This is a genomic window from Methylomicrobium album BG8, from assembly GCF_000214275.2.
GTDB lineage: Bacteria > Pseudomonadota > Gammaproteobacteria > Methylococcales > Methylomonadaceae > Methylomicrobium > Methylomicrobium agile.
In genome coordinates this window covers 3,487,206-3,504,321 of sequence record NZ_CM001475.1, presented here as the reverse complement: position 1 = coordinate 3,504,321, position 17,116 = coordinate 3,487,206, and the positions used below count along the sequence as shown (strand labels likewise).

Annotated in this window: 12 protein-coding genes and 1 pseudogene; 9 read left to right on the top strand and 4 right to left on the bottom strand. The window is 55.6% G+C overall.

Features of this window, described 5'->3' with window-relative positions:
* The first annotated feature begins 513 nt into the window (after positions 1–513).
* The gene (locus METAL_RS20115; RefSeq protein ID WP_005373629.1) at positions 514–5,841 is read left to right on the top strand and encodes a PKD domain-containing protein; all 5,328 of its coding nucleotides are present in this window, start codon (positions 514–516) and stop codon (positions 5,839–5,841) included.
* A 499-nt stretch (positions 5,842–6,340) separates the two neighbouring features.
* Here METAL_RS20115 and METAL_RS15080 read toward each other — a convergent pair whose 3' ends face one another.
* From METAL_RS15080 to METAL_RS21675, 4 genes and pseudogenes are all read right to left on the bottom strand, one after another.
* A complete protein-coding gene (locus METAL_RS15080) occupies positions 6,341–7,621 on the bottom strand; it encodes an autotransporter outer membrane beta-barrel domain-containing protein (protein WP_005373627.1) in 1,281 nt (426 codons plus the stop codon).
* Between the two features lie 318 nt (positions 7,622–7,939).
* Positions 7,940–8,104, bottom strand: a pseudogene (locus tag METAL_RS21105) (IS1 family transposase); the annotation flags it as partial.
* A gap of 95 nt (positions 8,105–8,199) precedes the next feature.
* A complete protein-coding gene (locus METAL_RS21680; protein ID WP_245549542.1) occupies positions 8,200–8,346 on the bottom strand; it encodes a transposase in 147 nt (48 codons plus the stop codon).
* Positions 8,347–8,511: 165 nt separating this feature from the next.
* A complete protein-coding gene (locus tag METAL_RS21675; protein ID WP_245549541.1) occupies positions 8,512–8,823 on the bottom strand; it encodes a transposase in 312 nt (103 codons plus the stop codon).
* A 286-nt stretch (positions 8,824–9,109) separates the two neighbouring features.
* Here METAL_RS21675 and tssA point away from each other — a divergent pair, with 286 nt between their 5' ends.
* The 8 genes from tssA to tssG all read left to right on the top strand — a co-directional run bounded on the left by tssA (position 9,110) and on the right by tssG (position 17,095).
* Entirely contained in the window at positions 9,110–10,147 is a 1,038-nt protein-coding gene (tssA, locus tag METAL_RS15070) for a type VI secretion system protein TssA (protein ID WP_005373625.1), read from the top strand.
* Between the two features lie 39 nt (positions 10,148–10,186).
* A complete protein-coding gene (tssB, locus tag METAL_RS15065) occupies positions 10,187–10,723 on the top strand; it encodes a type VI secretion system contractile sheath small subunit (protein WP_005373623.1) in 537 nt (178 codons plus the stop codon).
* Between the two features lie 2 nt (positions 10,724–10,725).
* Positions 10,726–12,216, top strand: a complete 1,491-nt coding sequence (gene tssC / locus METAL_RS15060; protein ID WP_005373621.1) for a type VI secretion system contractile sheath large subunit — start codon at positions 10,726–10,728, stop codon at positions 12,214–12,216.
* Between the two features lie 87 nt (positions 12,217–12,303).
* Positions 12,304–12,798 (top strand): Hcp family type VI secretion system effector, encoded by a 495-nt coding sequence (locus METAL_RS15055; RefSeq protein ID WP_005373619.1) that lies wholly within the window; start codon positions 12,304–12,306, stop codon positions 12,796–12,798.
* 71 nt (positions 12,799–12,869) lie between these two features.
* Complete coding sequence (locus tag METAL_RS15050; RefSeq protein ID WP_005373617.1) at positions 12,870–13,667, top strand: type VI secretion system accessory protein TagJ; 798 nt, start codon at positions 12,870–12,872, stop codon at positions 13,665–13,667.
* Positions 13,668–13,673: 6 nt separating this feature from the next.
* The gene (tssE, locus tag METAL_RS15045) at positions 13,674–14,177 is read left to right on the top strand and encodes a type VI secretion system baseplate subunit TssE (RefSeq protein ID WP_005373614.1); all 504 of its coding nucleotides are present in this window, start codon (positions 13,674–13,676) and stop codon (positions 14,175–14,177) included.
* A gap of 3 nt (positions 14,178–14,180) precedes the next feature.
* On the top strand, positions 14,181–16,070 hold the full coding sequence (gene tssF / locus METAL_RS15040) for a type VI secretion system baseplate subunit TssF (RefSeq protein ID WP_005373612.1): 1,890 nt from the start codon (positions 14,181–14,183) through the stop codon (positions 16,068–16,070).
* Complete coding sequence (gene tssG / locus METAL_RS15035; RefSeq protein WP_005373610.1) at positions 16,034–17,095, top strand: type VI secretion system baseplate subunit TssG; 1,062 nt, start codon at positions 16,034–16,036, stop codon at positions 17,093–17,095. The genes tssF and tssG overlap by 37 nt, the downstream gene beginning before the upstream one ends.
* Positions 17,096–17,116 lie beyond the last annotated feature (21 nt).

The window sequence follows — 17,116 nt, the reverse complement described above, 5'->3', positions numbered from 1 at the left end:
TTATATTCCAGCGAAATCGCTATGTGGTTAAGCGCACGGAAATTCGCGATCGATGAACAAGATCGGGATATTGTCTTCTTATCGCCCGTATGGATAACCTCGTACGGAGCTTATGCGGTAAAGCGAGGGCAGTCCTTCGGGCGTTTTTAGGCCATCCGTCTCGTTACAGTCAGTTTCTTCGCCCCGTTTATTCCGGGGCCTTCTTCATTTCTTTGGGCGCAAGGCCCGAAAGGCCTGGGGCGGCGCTATTGGCTCTATTGCCGTCCGAAATCGAACCGCCTGGGCTAAAGGCGGCGATATCGTTCGACTGGCGGCCGTGCCGCCGGATGGATTGGGCCGTTTTCAGTCTTCTCGCTAGCGGCGGCCCGAGGGAAGCCCTTCCTTGAAGGCTTGAGTTATACGAACAGTTTGAATAATAAAATAATAATCATTGCGGCGCCGCTTGAGAAACTCGGAAATGACCGAGCCGATGGCCGTTGCAATCGTTTCATCGTTTGGGGGAGAGAAAGGATCATGAAACTCGAATTGAAGTCCCGGCTGCTCGGGCTGCTGCAAATCCACTTTTTTGTTGCAGTGGCCCTTGGCGTCATTCCTCCGGCTTTTGCGGCGCCGGATAATCAGGGAAAAGCCTTCGTATTGGGCTTTATGGAAAATTATGACGGCGGAGGCAGCGTCAGCTTTTACCTGACCGCCGCCAAAGCCACGACGGTGACCGTGCAGGGTGCCGGGTTCGGGCCGGCGGACTTTTCGGTAGACCCGGGAACGATAACGCCGGTCAGCTTGCCGGTAACGGTCCGCGCCACGGGAAGCGGCAGAATCGAAGACAAGGGGCTGCTTTTGTCGGCGCCCGATGAGTTCGTCGTTTATGGATTGAACCAGAAAGTATTTACGACCGATGCTTATCTGGGTTTGCCGATCGACAGTTCGGGCACCGAATACATCGTGCCTTCGATGGCGAACGCGAAGAAGTCTTTACCTGGCGAGTTGCTCATCATCGCGTACGAAGACGGGACAGAGGTCACGATCACGCCGAAAGCAAAGACGCTCGAAGGGCCCGATGTAAAATCGATCAAGGCCGGCAAGTCCGCCCGTTTCACCCTGAACCGGCTGCAGAGCATTCAGTTTAAGGCCAAAGGCGGTACTGCCGCCGATTTGACCGGTTCGGCGGTCATCTCGTCCAAACCGGTATCGGTATTCGGCGGCCATCAATGTGGTGTCGTGCCGGCCCGGGCGTTGGCTTGCGACCATTTGGTGGAACAAATTCCGCCGATCGATACCTGGGGGACGTCGTTTTTGACCACACCCTTGGCTACCCGGACCGGTGGCGATATTTTCCGGATCCTGGCGGCCAAGAACGGGACCAAAGTCGACATTGACGGAAAAACCGTCGCCAAGCTGAAACGAGGAAAATTCAAACAAGTCGATCTGGCGTCCGGTTCGTTTCACCAAATTACCACCAGCGGACCGGCGCTGGTGGTTCAGTATTCCAAAGGGACCACGGCCGATCGCGTGGTATCCGATCCTTTCATGATGATCATTCCTCCGACCGAGCAGTTCGGCGCCGACTACCTGATCAGCACGCCGCCCGAAGATCCGGTTCGCTTCGAAAACTATATCAATATCGTCGCGCCGACGGACAAATTGGGAGGCTTGCGCCTGGATGGAAACGCGATTTCCGGGCCGTTTACCGCGATAGGGGCGACGGGATTTTCCGGCGCGCAAATCAAGGTCGATATCGGCGTGCATCAAATAAGCCATGATCCTCAGAATGTGCCTTTCGGCGTCTATTCCTATGGTTTTGCGGCCTCCGATTCGTATGGCTATTCGGGTGGGGCCAGATTGGCGAAAATCGCGGATGAGTGCAGCCCGACCGAAACGGTGCCGGCCGACGGCATTGACAACGATTGCGACCGAAGGATTGACGAAGAGCTGTTTAACGGGATCGATGACGATGGCGACGGCAAGATCGATGAAGATTTGGCGAGAGTCAGGCCGCCGATTGCCGATACCGGAGGAACGTATACGGTTAATGAAGGCAGTTCGGTTGCTCTTAACGGCGCCAATTCCGAGCATGATCCTTATGGCGATACGCTGACTTTCGAATGGGATCTGGACAATGACGGAAGCTTCGAAACATCCGGCGCAACGCCAAGCTTCCAGGGTATCGATGGTCCTTCTGTTCAGACAGTAGTCCTGCGTGTCACAGGACAGGGAGGGGTGAACCAGGTTTCTACGACCATCACCGTCGACAACGTGGCGCCGGCGGTCGATGCCGGCGCCGATGCGGCCATCGATGAAGGCGCGGCGTTTAGCCAAGCGGGCACGTTTATCGATCCCGGCACGGACAGCTGGACCGCCACCGTCGACTACGGCGACGGGACGAGCGGCGAACTGGCGCTGAACGGCAAGACCTTCGGCCTGGAGCATACCTACCACGCCAACGGCGCCTATACGGTGACCGTGACGGTGACCGATGACGATGGCGGCAGCGGCAGCGATACCGTCCAGGTCACCGTCAACAACGTGGCGCCGGCGGTCAATGCCGGCGCCGATGCGGTCATCGATGAAGGCGCGGCGTTCAGCCAGACGGGCTCATTCGTCGATCCCGGCCCCGGCCCCTGGTCGGCGACCGTCGACTACGGCGACGGGACGAGCGGTGAGCTGGCGCTGAACGGCAAGACCTTCAGCCTGGAGCACCTCTACCGCGACAACGGCAACTATACGGTGACCGTGACGGTGACCGATGAGAAGGGGGCGGCGGGCAGCGATACCGTTCAGGTCACTGCCAACAACGTGGCACCGGTGGTCGATGCCGGCGCCGATGCGGTCATCGATGAAGGCGCGGCGTTCAGCCAGACGGGCTCATTCGTCGATCCCGGCCCCGGCCCCTGGTCGGCGACCGTCGATTACGGCGACGGGACGAGCGGTGAGCTGGCGCTGACCGGCAAGCATTTTTCGCTCAACCATGTCTACGGCGATAACGGCGTCTATACGGTGACCGTGATGGTAACCGATGAGAAGGGGGCGGTGGGCAGCGATACCGTCCAGGTCACCGTCAACAACGTGGCGCCGATGGTCGATGCCGGCGCCGATGCGGCCATCGATGAAGGCGCGGCGTTCAGTGAGGCGGGCTCATTCGTCGATCCCGGCCCTGGCCCCTGGTCGGCGACCGTCGATTATGGCGACGGGACGAGCGGCGAACTGGCGCTGAACGGCAAGCATTTTTCGCTTAACCATGTCTACGGCGATAACGGCGTCTATACGGTGACCGTGACGGTGACCGATGAGAAGGGGGCGGCGGGCAGCGACACCGTTCAGGTCACCGTCAACAACGTGGCGCCGGTGGTCGATGCCGGCGCCGATGCGGTCATCGATGAAGGCGCGGCGTTCAGCCAGACGGGCTCATTCGCCGATCCCGGCCCCGGCCCCTGGTCGGCGACCGTCGATTATGGCGACGGGACGAGCGGCGAACTGGCGCTGAACGGCAAGACCTTCAGCCTGGAACACCTCTACCGTGACAACGGCAACTATACGGTGACCGTGACGGTGACCGATGAGAAGGGGGCGGCGGGCAGCGATACCGTCCAGGTCACCGTCAACAACGTGGCGCCGGTGGTCGATGCCGGCGCCGATGCGGTCATCGATGAAGGCGCGACGTTCAGTCAGGCGGGCTCATTCGTCGATCCCGGCCCCGGCCCCTGGTCGGCGACCGTCGATTACGGCGACGGGACGAGTGGTGAGCTGGCGCTGACCGGCAAGAATTTTTCGCTCAACCATGTCTACGGCGATAACGGCGTCTATACGGTGATCGTGACGGTGACCGATGAGAAGAGGGCGGTGGGCAGCGACACCGTTCAGATCACCGTCAACAACGTGGCGCCGGCGGTCGATGCCGGCGCCGATGCGGCTATCGATGAAGGCGCGGCGTTCATCAGCCAGACGGGCTCATTCATTGATTCCGGCCCCGGCCCCTGGTCGGCGACCGTCGATTATGGCGACGGGACGAGCGGTGAGCTGGCGCTGAACGGCAAGACCTTCAGCCTGGAACACCTCTATCGCGACAACGGCAGCTATACGGTGACCGTGACGGTGACCGATGAGAAGGGGGCGGTGGGCAGCGACACCGTTCAAGTCACCGTCAACAACGTGGCGCCGGTGGTCGATGCCGGCGCCGATGCGGCCATCGATGAAGGCACGGCGTTCATCAGCCAGACGGGCTCATTCATTGATTCCGGCCCCGGCCCCTGGTCGGCGACCGTCGATTACGGCGACGGGACGAGTGGTGAGCTGGCGCTGACCGGCAAGAATTTTTCGCTCAACCATGTCTACGGCGATAACGGCGTCTATACGGTGACCGTGACGGTGACCGATGAGAAGGGGGCGGCGGGCAGCGACACCGTTCAGGTCACCGTCAACAACGTGGCGCCGGTGGTCGATGCCGGCGCCGATGCGGCCATCGATGAAGGCGCGGCGTTCAGCCAGACGGGCTCATTCGCCGATCCCGGCCCCGGCCCCTGGTCGGCGACCGTCGATTATGGCGACGGGACGAGCGGCGAACTGGCGCTGAACGGCAAGACCTTCAGCCTGGAACACCTCTACCGCGACAACGGCAACTATACGGTGGCCGTGACGGTGACCGATGAGAAGGGGGCGGCGGGCAGCGACACCGTTCAGGTCACCGTCAACAACGTGGCGCCGGTGGTCGATGCCGGCGCCGATACGACCATCGGTGAAGGCGCGGCGTTCAGCCAGACGGGCTCATTCGTCGATCCCGGCCCCGGCCCCTGGTCGGCAACCATCGACTACGGCGACGGGACGAGCGGCGAACTGGCGCTGAACGGCAAGCATTTTTCGCTCAACCATGTCTACGGCGATAACGGCGTCTATACGGTGGCCGTGGCGGTGACCGATGAGAAGGGGGCGGTGGGCAGCGACACCGTTCAGGTCACCGTCAACAACGTGGCGCCGGTGGTCGATGCCGGCGTCGATGCGGCCATCGATGAAGGCGCGACACTCAGACAGACGGGCTCATTTGTTGACTCCGGCCCCGGCCCCTGGTCGGCGACCGTCAATTACGGCGACGGGACTGGCGTTCAGCCGTTGACTTTGGCTGGCAAGAATTTTTCGCTCAACCATGTCTACGGCAATAACGGCGCTTATACGGTGACCGTGACGGTGACCGATGAGATGGGGGCGACGGGTAACGACACCGTCCGGGTCACCGTCAACAACGTGGCGCCGGAGGTCTATGCCGGCGCCGATGCGACCATCGATGAAGGCGCGGCGTTCAGCCAGACGGGCTCATTCGCCGATTCCGGTACCGGCCCCTGGTCGGCGATCGTCAATTACGGCGACGGGACCGGCATTCATTCGTTGACTCTGGCCGGTAAGAATTTTTCGCTCAACCATGTCTACGGCGATAACGGCGTCTATACGGTGACCGTGATGGTAACCGATGAGAAGGGGGCGGTGGGCAGCGATACCGCCCGGGTCACCGTCAACAACGTGGCGCCTACGATTACGGATGCTTCATGGTATAGTTGCGAGGGAGGAGCTGTGGTTGTAACTTACTCCGATCCGGCAAACGCTCTTGAGTCGTACGTTCTTACCATTAACTGGTCGGTCGAGACCTGTTCGTCTAGTACCGAGTCTTGTTCTACGACGAATTATCAGCAAACCGTCAATAATTATTCCAGCGGCGACCCTGTTGCGCTTGATTACGAGCCGGAACACAGTGCTTTTATTGTGTATTCTGCTTCTGAGCCAACAAGCCTTACCGTATCCGATAAAGACGGTGGCAGCGATACGACGGCTACGTTGCCTGATCTTTGCGCTGGTTAGCTGAAGCGCTGGGCTATAGCGGGACGGGGTTTATAACCCAATATCCTTTACACAAATGTCGTCATACCCGCCGGGAAGCGGGTATCCAGAGCCAGGGATGGCAAGCGTAATACGTCCCTGTAGCCTGGATTCCGGCAATCCCTGCCGGAATGACGAACTTGTGTATAAGGGCATGATTTATAACTCCGTTCCCCACGATTGAAGACCTGCCGCCCGCATAAAATCCTCGTCTGGACTCGCGCGATTCCAAACGTTACGGACGGGATCAATGTTCCGTTCGGTATCTGTATCTTACGGGTTGTGGTACGCTCGACAGCGGGGATGCAGGAGGTACGACCCCAGGGATGGGGGAGGCAGATCGCGTCGGGAATACGCAATCGAGAGCAATGCAGGAGCAATTGCCGAGTAGTGCGTACCTTGCGACATTGATGGCACGCACAGCGTACCCTACGGGGCTGGACTTATATGCAGGGGATAAAATCCATCATGCCGAAGCGGTTTAAAACTCGGCGCGTACGCCCGCATTGATCGAATGCTCCGAAATATGGTCTCGCCCGACCATGGTTTCATAGAATAAAAAAGCGGAGGCGCCGTGCGTAAACGTTGCGGATAAGCCCGCCCCCAGATTTCCGAAATTACGGTCGGCGCCGTCGCTGAGATTGACGAAAGCAGTCTGGGTTGGAATATTGGCGAAGCTCCAGTTCACCGGCCTGCTGCCGTCGTGGAATTCGTGCACCCATTCCGCTCTCGCGGTCGGCATCAATACGCCGAATGAAGTGCTGATCGCATAAGAAAGTTGACCTCCCAAAGCGGTTTGCAGGGAAACGGCATTTTGCTTGCCGATCGATGTCACGGCGCCGAAGCCGGTCGAACCCGGGTTGCTCGTATTTTCCTGATAGCCGTCGATCTGGACGTTTTGATAACTGACCCGGCCATAGGGGCCATAGGTCAAGCCTTGCTGATGAAAATCGTAGCCGCCGGTGACATTGAAGGAATAATCGTTGCCGCGGGTATTGCCGAGAGCCGTTTGATTGAAGCCGGGCAGTTGGATGTTCCGGCGGGTGTCATATTCGTTCCAGCCGCCCGAAAATATGGTGTCGAGATAGAAGTCGTCGTTGTAATAGGTGCTGTAGAGCGAAAAACTGTAACCGTCCAGGTTCAGGTTTCCCCTGGATGCATCGAAATCGGATTTGATCGCGTTATAGCCGAAGGTGCCGCCCAGCACGAAATTATCGGTAAAGCGGTAATCGATCCCCGCCGTTACGCCCTGGCTGTCGTACTCGAACCCTAACTCCCGGTCGGTGCCGTCCTTATCGCCGACGCCGAAGTTGCCGTTAACGAATATGCCCAGTCTGTCGAACGGGCTGTCCTTGTCTCCACTGGCGCCGCCGCCGTTTGACTGGCGGGAAAATCCGGATAAGGAAGCGGGTAAAAGCGAGTCTGTCGACTGCTGATTGAGGCCGTTGACATCGATCCCGCTGCCGAGGCCGCGGCGCAACAGTATCAGCCGGTTTTTTACGTTCCGGAATTGCTGATTGGCGATTGAAATTGCCAGCGTCGTTTGCGCAAGCGCCTGGTATGGCGTCAATTGGTCACCGGCATTCTGGTACCTACAGGTCGATACAAGATCCTCTTGCGCCGAGGTAAGCGACAATTCGCTTTGAACGAGCTCGCTGAACACCGTGGCACAGGGATCGGGGGCGGCATGGGCTTTGGCGGCTACAAGCGCTAATCCCGTCGTCAGAACTCCGTAACCGATATGTCGAATTAATTTTGGCATAGCCGCATCCCCGTATAAATCTGTTGAAAATTCATGATTTCGCTCAAGACTTCAGTTAAGACGCCCAACTTCTGTTTGGGTGATTGTTTAGAAGGAGTCTGGCTGCGATTAAATCGCTAAGCGTTTTTCTTGTCAAGAACAATATCTCTAAGAATCAAAGCAATATTAATGATTGTTGGTAAAATGATTAAAGAGTTGCTTGATCCGTTTAGCGAATCCCGGTTTCTAGCATCCCGCGAGGACGATCGTGGTATTATCCCGCGCTCCCCGGGCCAGGCAGAGTTCCAATAATTCGGGGGTAGTGGATTAAATCTGTAATTAAGCATGAATATCCAAGCCAAACTCGACTTTGTTAATCAGTAACCCGATGACCGTATCATGCATTATTTCCAGCTTAGAAAAACAAATCGTTTTCCGAGTGAGCCGCTTAATCCAGGTTCTGAAATTTAAATTTTTGCGTTCAATCTTTTGCGTGTTGCGCTTCCCCCTTCATGCTGGTCGCTGTCAAGATGACGCTCATAAGCGCCCCAATCTCAGTGTAATAACGACTGACACCTAAGAAGCTGTCTGGCAAAACATTAAACGCATTTTGCAAGTGTTATTTTAAGCATGGCGATGCGAATCATGTTTTCGGAAGTGGCAGTGAGAATTTCGACCTCTTTGGAGAGGCGACGAAAATTGCCAAGCCATGAAAAAGTGCGTTCAACAGCCCAACGTTTCGGCAGAACCGCCCAGCCATCTTTGATTTTCTTGGAGATGTGTTAAAGGCTTGTGCAATGTTTCCGTGCAAAATGTTACCGCAGTGCCGCCATAGCCGGCATCGGCCGGAAAAGCTTGCAATGAAGGCCATTTATCAACCGTTCTCTGCTACCTCGCAGGCGCTTTTTGTGTCACTGAGATTCGCGGCATGGACCATGACAAACAATTAAGTTACCCAAGAGATCCACGACAATATGTCGCTTGTGCCCTTTGACCTTTTTGCCGCCGTCAATCCCGCGCTCTTCACTGGCGTAGACGGTCTTTACGCTTTGCGCATCCATAATGCCATAGCTCGGTGCGGCGGCACGACCTGCCTGTTCACGGCGATAGGCGACCAATCGATCCGAACAGGCCTCCCAAACGCCACGTTTGTTCCATTTGCTGAAATGATCATAAACCGTTTGCCACGGCGGAAAACCGTTGGGCATCATTCGCCACTCTATTCCGCCTTTGACAATATACAGAATCGCGTTGATTACCGTTCTGATGGCATGTTTGCGTCAACTCCCTCGACGACTCCGCGGCTGAAAATCTGGTTCTATTAATGCCCATTCCGCATCCGTGAGGTCACTTTTGTATCCCATTTGCTATATCACAATAAAAAAATCTTGATTTTACAATATCTTGTTTTGCCAGACAGCTTCTTGGGATTTTTTCTTTGAATTAGAGTCGGAACTCGATTAACATAATCCGGCGCTTTACTGTCCCAATATGCTGAACAGACTATTTATGGCTGACTTGGATGAGTTACTCGAAGAAATTTCACCGGATAGTCCTTGCGGGGATTACTTGGAGTATGACTCCGCTTATCTGGAGTTAGCCAAAGATATCCAGGGTAAACCGGAAGATCCGATCACCGGCGAAAAGGCACAGCCACCAAACTGGCGGGACATTCAAAAATCGGCGCTGGCGATCCTGAAACGGAGTAAGGATCTGCAGGTCGCCGTCTACCTGACGCGAGCGTTGATTCCGCTTGAAGGGATCCCGGGTTTTCGGGACGGCCTGTCGTTATTGCTGGGTTTGCTGGAAAAATACTGGGTCGAAATTCATCCTGTCCTGGATCCGGACGATAATCTCGATCCCACCATGCGGATCAACATTCTTGAGGAATTGAATAACTTTGATTCCGTGCTCAGGCCTTTGAGTTTGGCGCCGCTAGCCGATTCGAAAGCGGTTGGTCGCTATAGTTTACGCGATATTCAGATTTCGACCGATAAGATCAGTTTACCCGAGGGAGAAACAAGAACCGACCTGGGTGTGATCAAAGCCGCCTTTCAGGAACTGCCTCCTGAAAGCATTGCGTTCATGTATCAAGCCATCGTCGAAAGTGTGGATCTGGTTCGGCGACTCCAGGACTTTGTCAACATTCAGGTGGGAATCGGTAATGGAGCCGACTTATCGTCCTTGGCTTCTCTCTTGAAAGAGATGCAGTCAGCCCATAACCAGTATGCGCCAATGGCCGCGCAGGAAACAGCGGAACTGTCCGGTGAAGAAGAACCTGCCGGCGATCAAGCTTCGCAGCAAGCTAATTTGCCCCGTAAACAAAACGTTGGAGTCGGAGAGATCAATTCGCGCCAGGATGTGTTAAAAGCCCTTGATCTAATCTGCAAATATTATAGGGAATCCGAGCCTTCGAGCCCTGTGCCTATTTTACTGCATCGAGCAAAGCGTCTTGTCACCGCCGATTTTATGGAAATTCTGCAGAATTTATTGCCGGATGCGATTTCCCAAATGGATATGATCAAAGGTCCGGAAGCGTCGGAATAATAATTTTTTTATCAAACTAAAAATAGAGAGGGTAGAGGCATGGCCGAAAGTAGTCAAAAGTTTATCCAAAGAAACCGTGCGCCTCGCGTGCAGATTGAATATGATGTCGAAGTGTACGGTTCGCAGAAGAAAGTTCAGCTCCCTTTCGTAATGGGAGTGCTCTCGGATTTGTCGGGCAAGCCGTCTGAGCCTTTGCCACCCGTCGCCGACCGCAAGTTGCTCGAAATTGACGTCGATAATTTTGATGAGCGGCTCAAATCGATGAAGCCTCGGGTCGCTTTTCCGGTTCAGAATAGCTTGACCGGCGAGGGCAACCTGAGTGTCGATATCACCTTTGAAAGCATGGATGATTTTTCACCGGCTGCAGTTGTCAGAAAAGTTGCCGGACTAGACAAAGTGCTCGAAGCCAGACAGCAATTGGCCAACTTGATCACCTACATGGACGGGAAAACCGGCGCAGAAGAATTGATCGGTAAACTGATCAACGATCCGGCTCTGCTACAGTCGCTTGTCGCATCGGCGAAACCTGCTGAATCCAGCGGTGACGCAACCGCTTCAGAAACTACCGGAGGTTAGTCATGTCGGTATTGGAAAGCCAAGTCTCACAAGGGGCAACAGAAACCCTGGAAATTGATGAATTTTCCGCGCTGTTGGCAAAGGAGTTCAAGCCTGGCACCGAGGCGGCCAGTCATGTGAATACGGCCATTTCTACCCTCGCGCAATATGCCTTGCAGGACGTCACGAAAATTTCCGATGACGTGATCGGCAGCATACAGGCGATTATTGCTGGCCTGGATCAAAAGATTTCCGAACAGCTCAACCTGATCATGCATCACCCCGATTTCCAGAAGCTCGAAAGCGCATGGCGGGGATTGCACTATCTGGTCAATAATACCGAAACGGACGAGATGTTGAAGATCCGCGTGTTCAACATTTCAAAAAATGAGCTCGGTAAGACATTGAAAAAATTCAAGGGGACTGCCTGGGACCAAAGCCCGCTCTTCAAAAAGCTTTATGAAGAAGAATACGGTACGTTTGGCGGAGAACCTTTCGGTTGTCTGGTCGGCGACTATCATTTCGATCATTCTCCTCCCGACGTCGAATTGCTCGGCGAAATGGCGAAGGTCAGCGCGTCCGCGCATACCCCGTTCATTTCTGGCGTGGCGCCGGCGGTCATGCAGATGCAAAGCTGGTCGGAACTGGCCAATCCCCGCGATTTGACCAAGATTTTCACCACGCCGGAATATGCCTCTTGGCGTTCGCTGCGGGAGTCCGAAGACGCGCGTTATCTCGGTTTGGCGATGCCGCGCTTTTTGAGCAGGCTGCCGTATGGCGCAAAAAGCGATCCGGTCGAAGAGTTCAATTTCGAGGAAGATACGGAGAGCAGCGACAGCAGCAAATACACGTGGTCCAATGCGGCGTATGCGATGGCAGTCAACATCAACCGCTCGTTCAAACTGTACGGCTGGTGCTCGCGGATTCGCGGTATCGAATCCGGCGGCGCAGTCGAAGGCTTGCCGGTGCATACCTTCCCGACCGACGACGGCGGCGTCGACATGAAATGCCCGACCGAGATCGCAATCACCGATCGGCGCGAGGCCGAGCTTGCCAAAAGCGGTTTCATGCCGCTGATCCACAAGAAAAACACTGATTTTGCGGCATTCATCGGGGCGCAATCGCTGCAAAAGCCGGCCGAATATGAGGACCCGGACGCGACCGCCAATGCAAATCTGGCGGCACGCCTACCGTATTTGTTCGCGACCTGTCGCTTTGCGCATTATTTGAAGTGCATGGTGCGCGACAAGATCGGCTCATTCAAGGAGCGCGAAGACATGGAGCGTTGGCTTGGCAATTGGATCAATCAATATGTCGACGGGGACCCGATCAACTCCAGCGAAATTACTAAGGCTAAAAAACCGCTGGCGGCTGCCGAAGTCGTTATCGAGGAGGTCGAGGGCAACCCAGGTTATTACAGTGCCAAGTTCTTTTTAAGACCGCATTATCAGTTGGAAGGACTGACGGTCTCATTGCGTCTGGTTTCGAAATTGCCTTCCGCAAAAAGCGGCTAATTAGGCGTGCGGAAAGCTTTTTCGCTTTGCCGGCAAAGTATTTTAAATGCTTTACTATTCATTAATCACACTAAGTAGGAGATTGAAATGGCTGTAGATATGTTTATCAACATGGGATCTAAAATCAAGGGAGAGTCGAAGGATAAGGCTCAAGGAGCAAAAGGCGATATCGACATTTTGGCTTGGTCTTGGGGTATGTCGCAATCGGGCTCGTTTCATGTAGGTGGCGGCGGCGGCGCCGGTAAAGTCAATGTGCAGGATATCTCGTTTACCAAGTACATTGATGCGGCGTCTCCGGCAATCCAATTACATTGTTGTGGCGGGACGCATATAGATCAAATGGTTCTATTATGTCGCAAGGCAGGGGAAACACAGGAAAAATATATTGAAATCACGCTGAAAAAGTGCATTATCTCCTCGGTTTCGACCGGAGGGAGTGGTGGCGAGGATCGTTTGACCGAAAACGTGTCGGTGAATTTTGCCGAATTCAAGTTTGAATATTTCAAACAGGATGATAAAGGTAAAACTGCTTCTGCGGGCGTATGCGCATGGAACATCGAAGAAAACGTCAAATCAGGCTAAGCCTTTGCTAAAAAATGACCGGGCAATTTTTTTGCCCGGTTCTTTTTATTGCCGTTTAAGGATTATTTGCCGTGAGCGCTGAATCAAGTTTACAAATGGGCGATTTGGATGAATCGCTGAAACAGTTACAGGATCAGGTTAGAAAAGACTCCGCCAATCCGAAACACCGGGTATTTTTGTTTCAGTTGTTGGCGGTGTTGGGCAATTGGGAAAGAGCGTTGGCGCAATTGAATGTTGCCGGCGAATTGTCTGCCGAAAACTTTCCGATGGTGCAGACCTATCGCGAAACGATTCGCTGCGAACTGCTCCGCGAGAAAGTGTTCAAGGCGCACACGATGCCGATCATGTTCGGCGAGCCGCAACAATGGCAAGCACTGTTATTGGAATCGCTAAAATTGCTCAATGCGGGCAATTACGAAGCCGCGTTACAGGTTCGAGATCAGGCCTATGAACAGGCACCGACGGTCACCGGCACGGTCAACAATGAGCCTTTTGACTGGCTGGCCGACACCGACACCCGCTTGGGACCGGTGCTGGAGCTGATCGTGAACGGTAAATATTATTGGGTGCCAAGCACAGCAGTACGCAAATTGGCAATCGAAGTGCCGGTCGATTTGCGCGACTTGGTTTGGTTGCCGGCCCAAGTGACTTGGGTAAACGGCGGCGGCGCTGCCTGCTTTATTCCCACGCGTTACCCCGGTTCGGAAACGTCGGCAGACTCCGCGATCCGCTTGGCGCGCAAGACCGAATGGCTGGAACCGTATCCAGGCCATGCGTTTGGTATCGGTCAAAAAGTCTTGGCCACGAACGATCGCGATTATGCGCTGTTCGAAATCCGGGAATTGGTTTTCAATCATCCCGACAGTTGACGCATCATGGCCGAATTGACCCATCAAGAGCGTTTGCAGCCGTCCTTACTGGACCGTTTGACCGACGGCGCCCCTGATAAATCAATCGAAAGCCGGGAGCAACGGGTGTTGTCTTTGCGCCAATTGAGGCAAAGCGTACTGCGCGATTTGGGTTGGTTGTTGAGCGCTTCCGCGTTCGATACCATGGTCGATCTGACAGCTTACCCTTTTGTCGAACATTCGGTGATCAACTACGGTACGCCGTTATCTTCCGGTACTTCGGTCAGCAGCATGGATGCGGCTAAAATTGAGCGCAAGATCAAACAAGCGATTCTCGACTTTGAGCCGAGAATTCTTGCCAATTCGCTGACGGTCAAATTGGTGTCCGATGAAGGCAAAATGAACCAACAAGCGGTATCTTTTACGATAGAAGGCGAGTTATGGGCGCAGCCGTTGCCGACGCATTTGTTCATCCGCAGCAGTTTTGACCTCGAAACGGGAGAGGTGACGGTCAAGGATCTGGGAGGTTAGGGTATGGATCCCCGCTTATTGAATTACTACAACCGCGAATTGCAGCATGTGCGCGAGATCGGCGCCGAATTCGCGGCCGAATATCCGAAAATCGCCGCCCGTTTGGGCCTCGATACCTTCGAGTGCGCCGATCCGTATGTCGAGCGTTTGTTCGAGGGCTTCGCGTTCATGGCGGCGCGCGTGCAACTCAAGATCGATGCCGAGTTTCCGCGCTTTACGCAGAATTTGCTGGAAATCGTTTACCCGCATTATTTGGCGAGCACGCCGTCGATGGCGGTCGTCGAGTTTGCGCCGAAATTGAGCGAGTCCGGTCTGGCGGAAGGCTTCGTGATTCCTAGGGACACCGTGCTGCGCGGCCAAATCGGCAAAGGCGAGCAGATCGCTTGCGAATACCGCACCGCGCATCCACTCAAATTGTTTCCGCTCGAAATACGGCAGGTCGATTATTTGCCGACCCTGGCGGCCGTATCCGCCTGCGGCCTGACGTCCGGCAAACATTTGACGAACGTCAAAGCCGCGTTGCGCATCGTACTGAATACCACGGCCGGCGTGCCGTTCGATAAAATAGCACTCGACACGTTGACGCTGTTTTTACGCGGCACGGCCGGCATTCCTTACCGTCTCTACGAGCAACTGCTGGCCAACAGCAAAGCGGTGGCCGGCAAATTTCGCGTCAACGAGGTCGCTCGGGTGAACTATGCGGAGAGTGCCGGGCTCGTGCGGGGCATGGGATTTGCCGAAGACGAAGCGATGCTGCGCAACACCCCGCGCTCGTTCACCGGTTACCGGATGCTGCAAGAATATTTTGCGTTTCCCGAGCGGTATTTGTTCGTCGAACTTTCCGGTCTGGCGCCGTTGTGCGGCACCTGTCCGGGGCACGAGTTGGAGTTGTTCGTGCTGTTCGAACGCAGCGACGCCAACTTGATTCATGCGCTGGACAAGTCGAATTTCGGTTTGTTTTGCGTGCCGGCGATCAATCTGTTCCCGAAGCGGAGCGACCGCATTCACGTCGACCCGCGCCAATCCGAATTCCATGTCGTCGTCGACCGGACGCGGCCGATGGATTACGAAGTCCACAGCATCGAGCAGATGACCGGTTACGGCAGCGAACAACGCAGCGAGCAAACGTTTCTGCCGTTTTACGGGTCGCGCAGCGCCTATCAAGGCCAAGGCGAAACCGCGTTTTATACGCTGAATCGCCGCAAACGCGTGTTGTCTTCCAGGCAGCGGCGCGAAGGCATCCGCTCCAGTTATATCGGTAGCGAAATGTTCGTCTCGTTGGTCGATGCGGCGGAAGCGCCGTTTTCGCCGAACATCTCGATGCTGGGCCTGGACATTTTATGCACGAACCGCGATCTGCCGCTGTTGATGCCGGTCGGCGTAGGCGACACCGACTTCACGTTGCAGATCGGCGCGCCGGTGCAAACGATCCGTTGCGTCGCAGGGCCCACGCGGCCCTTGCCTGCCGCATACGAGGGTGATACGGTCTGGCGTCTGATCAGCCATCTTTCTTTGAATTATTTGTCGCTGATCGACAGCGATGCCGGTCAAGGCGCCGTGGCCTTGCGCGAGCTCTTGAGTCTTTACGCCGATCAACGCGATTCGGTCAAGCGCAAACAAATCGAAGGCGTCGTGTCGGTCGGCGCCAGAAACGTCGTGCGCCGGATCGATACCAAAGGACCGATCGTGTTCGGGCGCGGTTTGGAGGTGTCGTTGACGCTCGACGAATCGGCGTTTGAAGGCGGCGGTTATTTTTTGATGGGTAAAGTCCTGGAACAGTTTTTTGCGCAGCACGTGTCGATCAATTCGTTTGTCGAAACGGTGGTGCGTTCGACCGACCGCGGAGAGGTGGCCAGATGGCCGGCGAGAATCGGACGGCGGCACATTTTTTAAGCGCCGAGCTGGAAGAGGCCGCTTACCGCTTCGATTTTTTCGAGGCGATGCGCTTGATCGAAACCTGGCATCCCGATAAACCGAAATTGGGCGACAGCTTGAAGGCGGCCGACGATCCGGTGCGTCTCGGGCAAGTGCCGGAGCTTCAATTTCCTGCGTCCGCCTTGGCGCATTATTCCCGTGACGCCGCGCCGCCGCGCCTGGCGGTGCATTTTTTCGGTTTGTTCGGTCCGAACGGGCCTTTGCCGCTGCATTTGACCGAATATGTGCGCGATCGGCTCAGAAACCATCACGATTCCACCTTGTCCGCGTTCGCGGACGTTTTTCATCACCGCATGCTGTGCCTGTTTTATCGGGCCTGGGCCGACGCGCGCCCGGAAGTCGCCTACGACCGGCCGTCTGTCGACCGCTTTCCGTTTTACGTCGATACGTTGTTGGGGTTGGGCGGCCAGGCTTTTCGGGCACGGGATGCGTTGCCGGATCGGGCGAAGCGGTTTTATGCGGGCCGTTTTGCCGAGCAGGCGAAAAATCCCGAAGGTTTGCGGGCGGTCGCCTCGGATCTGTTGGGCGTCGAAGTCCGCGTCGAAGAGTTCGTCGGTGAATGGATGAAAATCGAAACGGAAGAACATACGCGCCTGGGTTATTCGCCGCAGGTGGCGACGCTCGGCCAATCGGCGCTGCTCGGCGCGTACGTCTGGGGCTGCCAGCATAAATTTCGGCTGACCGTGGGGCCGTTGTCGTTGACGCAGTATTTGGCGCTGTTGCCGGGCGCGGAAGCGTTGGCGAAGCTGACCGCGATCGTGCGCAATTACGTCGGCGATGCATTCGTCTGGGACATCAATCTGATTTTGCGCTGCGACCAGGTGCCCCGGGAAGTCTCGCTGGGGCGGCCCAAGACCGAACGGCCCGACAGCATGAACGGCGGCGCGCAGTTGGGCTGGAGCGTGTGGTTGGGACCCAGGCCGGGTTTCGGCGACGCGGACGATTTGATGCTGAATCCGTTCGTCAAACAAAGTAGGCTTTAACGTTTTGAGGTCTCCCATGAT

Coding starts and splice junctions, on each gene's coding strand:
- METAL_RS20115 (WP_005373629.1), top strand. CDS start 514: ATGAAACTCGAATTGAAGTCCCGGCTGCTCGGGCTGCTGCAAATCCAC.
- METAL_RS15080 (WP_005373627.1), bottom strand. CDS start 7,621: ATGCCAAAATTAATTCGACATATCGGTTACGGAGTTCTGACGACGGGA.
- tssA (WP_005373625.1), top strand. CDS start 9,110: ATGGCTGACTTGGATGAGTTACTCGAAGAAATTTCACCGGATAGTCCT.
- tssB (WP_005373623.1), top strand. CDS start 10,187: ATGGCCGAAAGTAGTCAAAAGTTTATCCAAAGAAACCGTGCGCCTCGC.
- tssC (WP_005373621.1), top strand. CDS start 10,726: ATGTCGGTATTGGAAAGCCAAGTCTCACAAGGGGCAACAGAAACCCTG.
- METAL_RS15055 (WP_005373619.1), top strand. CDS start 12,304: ATGGCTGTAGATATGTTTATCAACATGGGATCTAAAATCAAGGGAGAG.
- tssE (WP_005373614.1), top strand. CDS start 13,674: ATGGCCGAATTGACCCATCAAGAGCGTTTGCAGCCGTCCTTACTGGAC.
- tssF (WP_005373612.1), top strand. CDS start 14,181: ATGGATCCCCGCTTATTGAATTACTACAACCGCGAATTGCAGCATGTG.
- tssG (WP_005373610.1), top strand. CDS start 16,034: ATGGCCGGCGAGAATCGGACGGCGGCACATTTTTTAAGCGCCGAGCTG.